A 12,583-nucleotide genomic window follows, 5' to 3' on the forward strand; every position below is an offset into this window, starting at 1 on the left:
ATGGTGCCTGCTCCGGGTGGGGTACGGCGCGCGATCCGCTCACGGGCGGATCGTCGCTGTGGGCGATCGTCGATAGGCCGCCAGACTCATCGACTAAGACGGTGGAATCAAAAGCTCTTGCCCGGGCCGCAGGTTATCGCCGTCTTCTTCGGATAGCCCGTTATAGCGCAAGATCGCTCCAACCGACACGCCAAAGCGCTCGGCGATGCCGCGCAGGGTATCGCCGCTTTGCACCACGTAGCGCCGAGGCTGAGCGGGCGGGCTGGTCGGCTCCGTCGGCGGTGGCGGCACCTCCGTCGGCGGTACCTCCGTCGGCGGCGGCACTTCTGTCGGCGTCGGCTCAAGGGTGGCGGTCGGCTCGGCAGTAGGCGTGCTGGTTGGCCTCGTGGTCGCCGTCGCCGTCGCTGTCGGCCTGACGATCGTGCTCGTCGGCGCGGCGGTCGGGATCTCCACGAACGAATCCTGGGCCACAACCACATCGCTGGACGGTAAAAAGATCGTCAGTCGGCCAAGCGTCGCCGCGTCGAGCGGCCTCCATTGCAGCGCTACCAGACACACGATCGCCCCGGCAAAGCCCAGCCCGCCGATCAGTTGGACGGCCCGCGCTCCGCTGCGGCCCTCAAGCGCGCGCGCCAGCAGCGCGCCGAACGTCGGCAGTAGCAGCACACCGAGCACAAGCCATAGCGTTAATCCAGACATACAATCCTCACGGCGGATGATTGTACCACAGCAGACCGCGCCAGCTTGAGCAAGCCGCGCTGCTCGTCATGCAGCTATCATCCGCCCAGGTGCGTGCTCTGCGAGTAACTTTGCTACAATGGTTGCGTCAGGAACTTTCTATCCGGCTGGATCGTCCAGGGAGCGGAAACGACTCGTCGAACCTGTTATACTGCCCATAGAGGTTATTTTATGGCAACAACCACCTACGATCTGTATCGGCATCTGCGCCCGATCCGGCGGCGGCTTCGGCTTCGCGATACGCTCAGTTTAGCGCAGCGAACCGCATGGCTACCCGGCACCGCCTGCGTCCTGATCCAGGCGCTCGGACGATTCGTGCCCATCGCATCGCTGATGCTCTGGTCGCTCGTGCCGCTCGCCGTCTGGGTGGTGGCCTTGCTCGGCTATCTGCTCTTCCGCCGCCTCTCGCTTGTCTCCACCGCTCGCCGCACCGATCTCCTGCTGGACCTCCGCGAGCGCTTCTCGACGGCGCTTGAGCTTGACATGAAGCACGATCTGGATGATGTCGAGCAGCGGCAGCGGCAGGATGCGCTGGATACAGCCGCGCGGGTCCAGCCGCGTCATATTGGCCTGGCCTTCGATCGACGCTCGATCGCCTATTTCGTCGGGCCGCTGCTGCTGGGCATCGCGCTAGAGTTCGTGCCGAATCCCCAGGATGCCGTGCTGGCGCAGCGTGCAGCCGTCCAGCAAACCGTTGCCGAGACGGTCAACAAGATCGATCGGCAGCAGGAAGCGCTGCGGAACAACAAAGAGCTATCGGCAGCCGAGCGCGAGCGCCTGTTGAAGGAGCTGGAAGAACTCAAGCGCTCGCTCCAGGCCAATCCCAAGAGTCGCGAGGATGCTCTGGCGCAGTTGTCCAAGACCGAGGCCCAGCTTCGCCAGCGCCTCGACGCGCAGGCCGATGCTCGTCAGGCCGGTCTGGAACAGCTAGCGCGCCGTCTCAAGCAGGAGCGCGGCGAGCAGGCCGGTCAGAATGCGCAGGCCAGCGAGGCCGACGAGCAGCTTCAGAAGCTGGTGGATGATCTCGCCAAACTTTCGCCTGAGCAGCAGCAGCAGCTTGCCTCGGCCCTCGAACAGCAGGCCAGCGATCTTGCCAATACCAACCCCGATCTTGCTCAATCGCTGCAAGCCGCCGCCGACGCGCTGCGTAACGGCGATAGCGCGAGCGCTAGCCAAAACCTGAGCCAGGCCGCCCAGCAGGCGAATCAGTCGAATCAACAGCTGGCCGACAACCAGGCCCGCGAGCAAACGCTGTCGCGGCTGCAAGAAGGCCGCCAGTCGATCGCGCAGGCCGGGCAGAATCAGCAGGGTCAGCAGGGGCAACAAGGCCAGCAGGGGCAACAAGGCCAGCAGGGGCAAGGCCAGGGTCAGGGGCAAGGCCAGGGTCAGGGGCAAGGCCAGGGTCAGGGGCAAGGCCAGGGCCAGGGTCAGGGGTCGCCGAGCGGTGGCGGCTCGAACGCCGATAACCTGGGCAGTGGTCAAAGCGGCAACAGCGGCAACGTCGGACAAAATGGTCAGGGCCAGGCCCTGGGCGATGGCCGCAACCGCAACGACAGCGTTTATCAGCCATACCAGCCCTCTGGACAGGCCGGACAGGGCGAGCAGGTCAACGGTCAGATCGGATCGAGCGGCAACGAGCAGGTACGTCCGGGCCAGTACGGCCCAGGTGCCAGCGCGGGATCGCAAGTGCCCTACGAGCAGGTCTATCAGGACTACAGCGATGCCGCCAGCGAGGCGCTCGATCGATCGGCGATCCCGCCGCATCTGAAAGGCTACGTCCGCGATTATTTCTCGGAGCTTTCACCGAATAAATAGCAAGCGTTCGGCGTGGCGAGTCGCGCGGCAGAGCTGCACGACCGCCGCCTGACGCCGGTCATAAGGAGCACACATGACAACCGCACCACGCCCACAGCCGACGATTAGCCCGGAGCAGTTTCGGGCCGCAGCCAGCGCGATCGAGGCCGAGGTCGCCAAGGTGATCGTCGGCCAGCGCCAACTGGTTCGCCTGACGCTGGTGACGCTGCTGGCCGGTGGCAACGCGCTGCTGGAGGGCGTGCCCGGCCTGGCGAAAACCACGCTGGTCCGCACGCTGGCCGATGTCGTGGACTGTCGTTTCTCGCGTATCCAGTTCACGCCCGACCTGATGCCCGCCGATATTGTCGGCACGACGATCATTGCCGAGGACGATGCCGGACGCAAGCAGTTCCGCTTCGAGCCGGGGCCGATCTTCGCGAATCTGGTGCTGGCCGACGAGATCAACCGCGCCACGCCCAAGACGCAATCGGCGCTGCTGGAAGCGATGCAGGAGCGAACCGTCAGCGTGGCAAAGACGGTGCATAAGCTCGATCAGCCCTTCTTCGTGCTGGCGACACAAAATCCACTGGAGATGGAGGGCACGTATCCGCTGCCGGAGGCGCAGCTCGACCGCTTCTTCTTCAAGATCGATGTGCCGTTTCCGTCGACCGATGAGCTGGTCGAGATCGCCAACCGCACGACGAGCCTGAACGTGCCACAGCCCCGCCGCGTGGTCAACGGCGCGACGATCATGCAGATGCAGGCGCTAGCCCGTGAGGTGCCGATCGCCAGCCATGTGCTCAACTACGCCGCGCGCCTGATCTCGGCGACGCATCCGACCAGGGAAGCGCCCGCGATTACCCAGCAGTATATCCGCTACGGCGCGTCGCCGCGTGGCATGCAGACGCTGATCCTGGCGGGCAAGATCCTGGCGCTGCTCGAAGGCCGCTACAACGTTGCCTTCGCCGACCTCAAGCAGGCGGCGCTGCCAGCGCTGCGCCATCGCGTGATCCTCAACTTCGAGGCGCAGGCCGAGGGCGTCGGTGCCGACGATGTGGTGCGCGGGGTCATCGAGGCGGTCAAAGAAGAATAAGCGGATCGCCGGAGCAGCACATGGCTCGACATAGCCTGTGCTGCTGCGCTCTCACCAACACCTATGACTAACAGCTCTCAAGCGGTTCGTCTGTTCGATGCCGCCTTCCTTGCCAAGCTCGACCGACTGGCGCTGATCACCAAGCGGGCCATTGCGGGCGAGCTACAGGGCGAGCGCCGCAGCCCCAAGCGCGGCGCGTCGGTCGAGTTTGCCGATTTCAAGCCGTATGTCGCTGGCGACGACTTCCGGCAGATCGACTGGAACCTGTACGCGCGCATGGAGCGCTTTTTCCTCAAGCTCTTCGTGGCCGAGGAAGAGCTGACGATCCATCTGCTGATCGACACGAGCCGATCGATGGACTGGGGCGATCCGCACAAGCTGCACTACGCCAAACGTGTGGTCGGCGCGATGGGCTATATCGCGCTGTCGAATCTGGACCGGATCACGCTGACGGCGTTCGGGCAGGAGCGCGAGCTGCGCTTGCCGCCGCAGCGCTCGCGGCGCGGCGTGGTGCCGCTCTTCTCATTCCTGACCGATCTCCAGCCGGGCAGCACGACCCGCTTTGCCGCCGTGTGCAGGCGCTACGCCCAGACCGCGCGCAATCCGGGGCCGCTGCTGCTCTGCTCCGATCTGATGGACGAGGAGTGGCAGGAGGGTCTTCAAGCGCTGCTGGCGCGGCGTTTTGAGATCACCGTGCTGCACCTGCTCGCGCCGCAGGAGGTCAATCCGCAGCTTGAGGGCGACGTGCGGCTGGTCGATGTCGAGGGTGGGCCGCCCGTCGATCTGACCGCCGACGTCGATCTGATCCGCCGCTACCAGCGCAGCCTTCAGCAATGGCGCGACGACATCGGCGAGTACTGCAACGCGCGCAGCATCACCTACCTGCCGATCGAAACCAGCCTCCCGATCGAAGATCTGCTGCTCAATATTCTGCGTCGGCGCGGCGTCGTGCGGTAGTGCATCGGCGGAGAACAAAGACGCCGGGCGCCCATGCCGGGGTACCATGCCCAAAGGGCGCCCGGTCTGGCACCCGGCACACCAAGAACCGAAAAATCGAAACTTGAAACTTGAAACTTGAAACTTGAAACTCAGAACTCGAAGGACGTTTCAGCGCGAGGCGTCCATTTTTTGTGCCGACAGGAGCGCGATCCGTTCCAGATCCCTGAGAAGATCGGGTGGTGGCCTGAGGCTGCGGATCGCGATCGTGGTACACTTCCAGGCGTGTGTTGAGAGATGGAGTGCTGATGAAGAAGCTACGCAGCTCGCCGCTGTTGCCCATATTTTTGATCGTCTTTATCGGTCTGTTTGGCTTCGGCATTATTTTGCCGCTCTTGCCGCTGTACGCCGAAGCCTTTGGCGCGTCGCCGTTCGTCGTCGGCGTGCTGCTGGCCTCCTACTCGCTGATGCAGTTGATCGCCACGCCCTACCTCGGCGCGCTCTCCGACCGCATCGGGCGGCGTCCGGTGCTGATCATCAGCCAGGTTGGAACGGTCGCATCGTTTATTCTGCTGGGCCTGGCAAACTCATTGCCGCTCCTGTTTGCGGCGCGTCTGCTCGACGGCATTTCGGGCGGCAATATCTCGACGGCGCAGGCCTACATCAGCGATGTGGTCGAAGAAAAAGATCGGGCCAGGGCGTACGGCCTGATCGGCGCGGCGTTCGGCCTGGGCTTTATCCTGGGACCGGCGATCGGCGGTATTCTGAGCAGCGGCGATCATTACCAGATTCCGGCATTCGTCGCCGCCGCAATCTCGCTGCTCTCACTGCTCCTGACGATCTTTATGCTGCCGGAGTCGCTGCCGCGTGAAAAGCGCAACGTGGCACGGCAGCCGCGCATCATCGACGTGGAAGGGCTGCGGCGGTCGTTCGGCTACGAGCAGCTTGGTCTGCTGCTGCTGATCTTCTTTCTGTTCAACCTGGCGCAGGCTGGCTTCCAGGGCTTGTTCGCGCTCTTCAACGATCGGCAGTTTGGCTTTGGCGCGCGTGAGACGGGCTATGTGCTGGCGTATGTCGGCGTGCTGGCGGTGCTGATCCAGGGCGGTGGGATCGGCCCGATCGTCAAGCGCTTCGGCGAGCGCCACACGCTGCAAGCCGGGCTGCTGCTGGCCGGGATCGGCCTGATCACGGCGGGCTTTGTCACGGACTGGCCGATGCTGCTGCTGGCGCTGCTGCCCGTGGCGATCGGCCTGGGCGTTGCCACGCCAAGCGCCAACAGCCTGATCACCCGCGAAAGTCCACCGGCGGAGCGCGGCCAGATCCTCGGCATCTCCCAGTCGGTCGCCGCACTGGCGCGAGTCGTCGGGCCGCTGGTAGCAGGATTGGCCTTTGAGTATGGAGCCTGGGGACCGTTCGTGCTCGCCGGGATCTTGATCGTCGTGGCAGGTGGCTTTGCGCTGCGGCTCCTGCCGCCGTCGCGGCCATCGGAAGATCCGCGCTTCCGGCACTCGTCGGCAGCCGAGGAGCGGGCAATACCGTAAGCTGCATCAGCAATCTATCAGAGATCGTGTGGTTGCCCCGCCGCTGGTGAAGCGTGTACAATGCCAGCAGCGGGGCTGCCTGTTGGAACCTTTCACCGCCGCCAACGTCTTACTCACGAACGCCGCCGACTACGGCGCTGTTTGTTAGGCTCCGCTTGAGGATTGCGCTATGGGTTTGCTCGCTCCGCTGGCTCTTGGACTGACGCTTCTGGTTCCCGTTGTCGTCGCGATGTACTTGCTGAAGCTGCGGCGCGAAGAGCGGATGGTTTCGTCTACGTTTCTCTGGCAGCGGATGGTCCGCGATGTCGAGGCCAATGCCCCGTGGCAACGGCTGCGCCGCAATATCCTGCTGCTGCTCCAACTGCTGATCCTACTCGCGCTGATCTTCGCGCTGGCGCGTCCCTATATCCTCACCACAGGCATCACCGGACAAAACTTAATCTTGATCGTCGATCGCTCGGCCAGCATGGCGGCAACCGATGTCGGCGGCACGCGGCTGGACGCCGCCAAACAGGAGGCGCTGCGGCTGATCGAGCAGCTACCAGATGGCGGACGCGCCACGGTGATCGCGATCGGCGGGCAGATGGAGGTTCCCGTCTCGGCCTCGACCGACCGGCGCGAGCTGCGGAATGCGATCGAAGGGCTGTCGATCCGCAACGGCGGCGGCAGCGATCTCAGCCAGGCGCTGGCGCTGGCAAGCGCTCTTGCGGCGCGCGAGGCCGATAGCGAGGTCGCGATCATCTCCGATGGTCAGGTGATGCTGCCCGACAAGGCGACGCTGCCGGTGCCCGCGCAGTTCTTTCCGATCGGCACGCGCGGCGAGAACGTGGCGATCTCGGCGTTTGTGTTGCAGCCCGGCACCGGCGGCCAGACGCTCTTTGCCCAGGCGACCAACTACGGCACCGCGCCCGTGCAGCGGCGCATGGTGATCGAGCTGGACGGGCAGCTCTTCAACGCCTACGACCTGACGCTGGAGCCGGGCCAGGATCGCTCGATCGTCGCCGATGTGCCCAACACCGTCAGGCAGGCCCGCGCGCGGCTGGAAGGCGACGACGTGCTGCCGCTCGACGATCAGGCCTGGGCTACCAGCCCCGGCACCGACAAAGCGACCGTGCGGATCGTCACCGACGGCAATCGCTTTCTCGAAACCGCCTTCGGCCTGCTGCCGGGCATTCAAGTCAGCACCGTCCCGACGACGACCACGACGTTCACCGATACCGCCGCGCTCACGGTGCTGGATGGCGTGACGCCCGATCCGCTGCCGCGCGGCAATCTGCTGTTCATCGGCCCGCTGCGCTCGACCGAGCTATTTTCTGTGACGGGCGAGGTGCAGTTTCCGGCGCTGCGTCCGGCAACCGGCAACGAGCCGCTGCTGCGCAACGTGTCGGTGTCCGAGATCAATGTCCTGCGATCGGCGCAGCTTTCAAAGCCCGTGTGGGCGCGCACGGTGATCGACAGCGACGGCGGGCCGATCCTGCTGGCGGGCGAGCAGAATGGTCGGCGGGTGGGCGTGCTCGGCTTTGCGCTGCAAAGCTCGGATCTGCCGCTGCAAGTCGCGTTTCCGGTGCTGATGGCAAACCTGACGGGCTACCTCGCGCCCGGCCAGGGCGGCGAGGCGGCGCAGCTTCAGCCGGGACAGCCGCTCGTGGTGCCGGTGCCGCCGGATGCGACGCGCGTCACGATTACCGATCCGAACGGCAGGACGACGGCGCTCACGCCGCAGAATAATCAGGCGATCTACGGCGATACCGAGGCGCTGGGCGTCTACGGGATCGAGATCGAGCGCCAGGGCGCGGAGCCGCTGCAACGCGCGGCGGCGGTCAATTTGCAGAATGCATCGGAGTCGCGGGTGGAGCCACGGGCGCAGCTCAACCTGTTCCAGGTCGGCGGGCGAGTGGTGGCGGAGGCGCAGGAGCGGGCCGGACGATCCGAGATGTGGCGCTGGCTGGCCTGGATCGCGCTGCTGGTGCTGATTGTCGAGTGGCTGGTCTACCAGCGCAGCGCGATCGTCTGGCTGCGCGAGCGCTGGCTCAAGCGCTCCGAGCCGCGCCCGCAGGGCGCGAAGCCGAGGCTGTGATGTTCGGACGGTCGAGAGTTGGTTGTTTGCGATTACTCTAGAACGCGGGTCCAATGCCGGTATCCTTTGTCCAACCTGTCTACCTATGGCTGCTGCTGCTGCTTGTGCCGCTGTGGCTGCTGGCGCTGGTCAGTCCGCTGCGGGTCACGCCCTGGCGACGCCGGACCAGCCTGGGCCTGCGAACGGTGATTTTGAGCACGCTGGTGCTGGCGCTGGCGGGCGCGCAATTCGTGCAGCCCGCGTCGCATACCGCGACGGTCTTTGTCGTCGACAACTCCGACTCGGTCGCGCCTGCCACGCGCGCCAGGGCCGATCAGTACATTCAGAGCGCCCTGAGCCGCATGCCGCGGGGTGATCGCGGCGGGATCGTGGTCTTTGGCGGCGATGCGGTGGTGGAGCGTGCGCCCTCGGAAAATCGTCAGTTCGTGCGGACGACGGTGGTGCCGCCCAGCGATCAGACCGACATTGGGCGGGCGCTGCGGCTGGCGCTGGCGATCCTGCCGAGCGAAAGCCGCAAGCGGATCGTGCTGCTCTCGGATGGCGCGGAGACGCGCGGGCAGGCGTTGGAGGCGGCGACGCTGGCTCGAACCGCTGGTGTGCCGATCGAGACGGTTTCGCTGATCGGGCCGCCGGTAGCCGAAGATGTGGCGCTGGAAGCGCTGGAAGCACCCGCGACCGCCCGTGAGGGCCAGCAGGTGCGCCTGACGCTGCAAGCGCGCAGCGGGCGACCGACCAGCGCCGAGCTTCAGGTCTTGCTCGATCGCCAGCCGGTGCTTCAGACCACGGTGCAGCTCAATGCGGGCCTGAACCAGATTCCGGTGACGGTGCCCGCGCCAGGGCCGGGGTTTCATGCCTGGGAGGCGCGGCTGCTGGCCCCGGACGACACGATCGGCGCGAACAATGTGCAGTTTGGCTTCTCCGAGGTGCGCGGCGCGGCGCGGGTGCTGCTGGTCGAAGGCGCGCCCGGACGCGGAGCGAATCTGAGCGCGGCGCTGCAAGCGGCCCTGCTCAACCCGACGACGGTCGCGCCCAAGGATCTGCCGTCGTCGCTGATCGGGATGGATGCCTACGATGTGATCGTGCTGGTGGATGTGCCGTTTCGGGCGCTGCCCAGGCGCGCCGCGAGCCTGCTTCCGGCGTATGTGCGCGAGCTTGGTCGCGGCCTGCTGATGATCGGCGGCGAGGACAGCTACGCGGCGGGCGGCTACCTCGACACGCCCGTTGAGACGGCGCTGCCGGTGACGATGCGCACGCGCGGCGTCAAGGTCCAGCCCGATGTCGCGCTGGTGCTGGTGATCGATCGCTCAGGCTCGATGGACGGAGAGAAGCTCAAGCTGGCGAAAGAGGGCGCGGCCCAGAGCTTTGCCGCGCTGGACGATCAAGACCAGATCGGCGTGATCGCCTTCGACGAAAGCGCGATGTGGGCGGTCGATCTGCAAAAGAAGCCGCCGTCGCCGGAGTTCTTGAGCAGCATCGGCAATATCGGCGTGGGCGGGGGCACGGATCTGCGGCCCGGCCTGGAGCAGGCGACGAGCGCGCTTGAGCGCGCCGAGGCCAAGATCAAGCATGTGGTGCTGCTGACCGACGGCCAGGCTCCCTACAACTACGACGAGGTGATCCAGCGGATGAAGCAGGCCGGGATCACGCTTTCGACGGTCGGGATCGAAGATTACGATCCGAATCTCAAGCGGATCGCGCCGGAGACGGGCGGGCGTTTCTATGAGGTCGACGATCGGAACGACGTGCCGCGCCTGTTCTTCGACGAGTCGCTGCGGATCACGAGGCGTGGGATTGTCGAGAAAGAGTTTACGCCGGTGATCACGTTTCCGGCTCCTGCCGTGCGCGATCTGCGCTCTGCGCCGCCGCTGTACGGCTACAACGCGGTCACGCCCAAGGACACGGCGCAGGTGATCCTCGAATCGGACGACGGCGATCCGGTGCTGGCGCAGTGGCAGTACGGCCTGGGGCGCGCGGCGGCGTGGACGCCCGACATGAAAGGGCAGTGGGCCAGGGATTGGGTGCGCTGGGATCAGTTCGGTCGCTTCGCGGCGCAGTTGGTCGGGGCGCTGCTGCCGACGCCGAGCCTTGAGGGCTTCGAGGCCGGGACGAGCATCGAGGGCACCGCGCTGGCGCTCGACCTGCGGGCGGATGCGCTCGATGGGCGGGCGCGTACCGGGCTTGGCGCGATCGGCAGGATCGTCGGGGCGGATGGCAGCGTGCAGGAATTGCCGCTGATCGAGGTCGAGCCGGGGCGCTACCGTGGGACGGTGGCGCTGCCTGAGGCGGGCGTGTACCGCGCGCAGGTGCTTGTTCGCGGCGGCGATGGGCAGGCGCTCGGCGTGGTTGCTACGGGCGCGGTCGTGCCGCCGTCGGCGGAGTATTTGCAGCGCGAGGGCAACGCGAGCCTGCTGCAAGCCCTGGCGCAGCGTACCGGCGGTCGTGCGGATCTGCCCGCCGAGCGTGTCTGGGAAACGCCCACGGCCACGACGCGACAGTCACAGTCGATCATCTGGCCGCTGCTCTGGCTTGCGATCTTGCTGTGGCCGCTCGATATTGCCGTGCGCCGCCTGGTGCTGCCGCGTCCACGGGCGATCGAGGTCTGGCTGAGGCAGCGGCGCTTGGAGCGGGCGCGTGAGACGCGGGAGGGCTCGCTCGCGCGGCAGCGGGCACGAGCGCGAGCGGCGACCAAGGCTGCGCCTGCGACTCGGCCCGCCGAGTCGCAGAAAGCTGCTGGTACGAGCGGCGCACCTCCACCGGCACCCCCCTCGACGACGGGTGGGGCACAGTTCGATTGGCGCAGAACGCGCCGCAGTGTGATCGAGCGGCCTCAGGACCGGAGCGGCGATTAGCGGACGCCTGGATCGAACGTTTGAAACGATCCGGGTGCGATTGGGACCATATGCGTCTGTCATTCATCTATCCGACATCGTTATGGCTGCTGGTGCTGCTGGTGCCGCTGCTGGCGCTGGCGCTGCTGGCACCGCGCCGTCTGCCTGCCGCGCGCTTCTGGAGCAGCCTGATCCTGCGGCTGCTGCTGTTCGTGCTGCTGATCGGATCGCTGGCGGGCACGCAGATCGTCCGCCGCGTCGACGATCTGACGACGGTGTTTCTGGTCGATAGCTCCGACTCCGTCTCGCCCGAAGACCGCACCCGCGCCGATCAGTTCATCCAGGCGGCGCTCGCGACGATGCGCGAAGGCGATAAAGCGGCGATCGTCGCGTTCGGCGAGAACGCGCTGGTCGAGCGCGCGCCCTCGACGGAGCAGGCGTTCCGCAGGCTGCAATCGGTGCCGGTGACGACGCGCACGAATATCGGCGAGGCGATCAACCTTGGCCTGGCGCTGCTGCCCGCCGACACGCAGAAGCGGCTGGTGCTGCTGTCGGATGGCGGCGAGAACGCGGGCGATGTCTACACCGCCGTTGCGCTGGCGCGCGCGCGCAACGTGCCGATCGAGGTTGTAAGCCTGAGCGAGACGACCAATGATCTCGTGCAGGTTTCGGAGCTGCGCGCTCCGGCGACGGTGCGCAAAGGCCAGACCATTCCGCTCGATGTGGTCGTCGAGTCGAGCGTTGCGGCTCCGGCGACGATCCGGCTGCGCTCCGGCTCAGGCATCATCGAGGAGCGGCAGGTCGAGCTAAAGACCGGACGGCAGACGATCCCGTTCTCGGTACAGGCCGAGACGGATGGCTTCGCGCGCTACACCGCCGAGATCGAGGTGGCGGACGATACCCGCGCGCAGAACAACCAGGCGGCGGCGCTGGTGGATGTGCAGGGCGAGCCACGGGTGCTGGTGGTCGAGGGCAAGGCGGGCGAGGCGGCGAATCTTGCGGCGGCGCTGGATACCGCGCGGATGAACCCGACGGTCGTCGCGCCTGAGAGCATGCCGACGAATCTGGCGGAGCTGGGCGGCTACGACGCGATTGCGCTGGTCAATGTTCCGGCGGGCAAGCTGCCATCCTCGGCGATGAAGCTGCTGCCGTCGTATGTGCGCGATCTGGGCCGTGGCCTGGTGATGGTCGGCGGCGATCGCAGCTACGGCATGGGCGGCTACAACAAAACGCCGATCGAGGCGGCGCTGCCCGTGAACATGGAGGTCAAGGACAAGCAGCGGCGGCCAGACGTGGCGATCGTTTTCGTGATCGATAAGTCGGGCTCGATGGCCGCCTGTCACTGCGAAGGCCCCGACCGTAACTCGATGTCCGATGGCGGCGTGGTAAAGGTCGATATTGCCAAGGAGGCGGTGCTTCAGGCCAGCGCGCTGCTGCAATCCGACGATCAGCTAGGCGTGGTGGCGTTCGACGATGTGCCGCACTGGGCGGTAAATGTCAGCAAGGTGCCGAGCCTGGATGAGATCGCCGATGCGATCGCGCCGGTTTCTCCGAATGGACAGACCAACGTTCGCGG

The 12,583-nt window shown here is 66.1% G+C and carries 8 protein-coding genes; 7 read left to right on the forward strand and 1 reads right to left on the reverse strand.

Annotation, left to right across the window (positions count from 1 at the left end; all coding sequences use genetic code 11):
* Window positions 1-93: 93 nt before the first annotated feature.
* Window positions 94-699: a LysM peptidoglycan-binding domain-containing protein gene (locus VFZ66_15625; protein ID HEX6290619.1), complete on the reverse strand. Its 606-nt coding sequence runs from the start codon at window positions 697-699 to the stop codon at window positions 94-96.
* A 210-nt stretch (window positions 700-909) separates the two neighbouring features.
* On the opposite strand from VFZ66_15625, the gene VFZ66_15630 reads away from it, so the two are divergent.
* From VFZ66_15630 to VFZ66_15660, 7 genes are all read left to right on the forward strand, one after another.
* The gene (locus VFZ66_15630; protein HEX6290620.1) at window positions 910-2,553 is read left to right on the forward strand and encodes a hypothetical protein; all 1,644 of its coding nucleotides are present in this window, start codon (window positions 910-912) and stop codon (window positions 2,551-2,553) included.
* Between the two features lie 73 nt (window positions 2,554-2,626).
* Window positions 2,627-3,625 carry a MoxR family ATPase gene (locus VFZ66_15635; GenBank protein ID HEX6290621.1) on the forward strand — a complete coding sequence of 333 codons (999 nt, stop codon included), beginning with the start codon at window positions 2,627-2,629 and terminating at the stop codon, window positions 3,623-3,625.
* 63 nt (window positions 3,626-3,688) lie between these two features.
* Window positions 3,689-4,582, forward strand: coding sequence for a DUF58 domain-containing protein (locus VFZ66_15640; protein HEX6290622.1), 894 nt, complete (start codon window positions 3,689-3,691; stop codon window positions 4,580-4,582).
* 287 nt (window positions 4,583-4,869) lie between these two features.
* Window positions 4,870-6,102 (forward strand): MFS transporter, encoded by a 1,233-nt coding sequence (locus VFZ66_15645; protein ID HEX6290623.1) that lies wholly within the window; start codon window positions 4,870-4,872, stop codon window positions 6,100-6,102.
* A 169-nt stretch (window positions 6,103-6,271) separates the two neighbouring features.
* Window positions 6,272-8,179 (forward strand): VWA domain-containing protein, encoded by a 1,908-nt coding sequence (locus VFZ66_15650; protein ID HEX6290624.1) that lies wholly within the window; start codon window positions 6,272-6,274, stop codon window positions 8,177-8,179.
* Between the two features lie 53 nt (window positions 8,180-8,232).
* Window positions 8,233-11,028 (forward strand): VWA domain-containing protein, encoded by a 2,796-nt coding sequence (locus VFZ66_15655; protein ID HEX6290625.1) that lies wholly within the window; start codon window positions 8,233-8,235, stop codon window positions 11,026-11,028.
* A gap of 50 nt (window positions 11,029-11,078) precedes the next feature.
* On the forward strand, window positions 11,079-12,583 hold a 1,505-nt coding region (locus VFZ66_15660; protein ID HEX6290626.1), incomplete at its 3' end, for a VWA domain-containing protein.

This window comes from Herpetosiphonaceae bacterium (genome assembly GCA_036374795.1).
In the GTDB taxonomy this organism is placed as follows: domain Bacteria; phylum Chloroflexota; class Chloroflexia; order Chloroflexales; family Kallotenuaceae; genus LB3-1.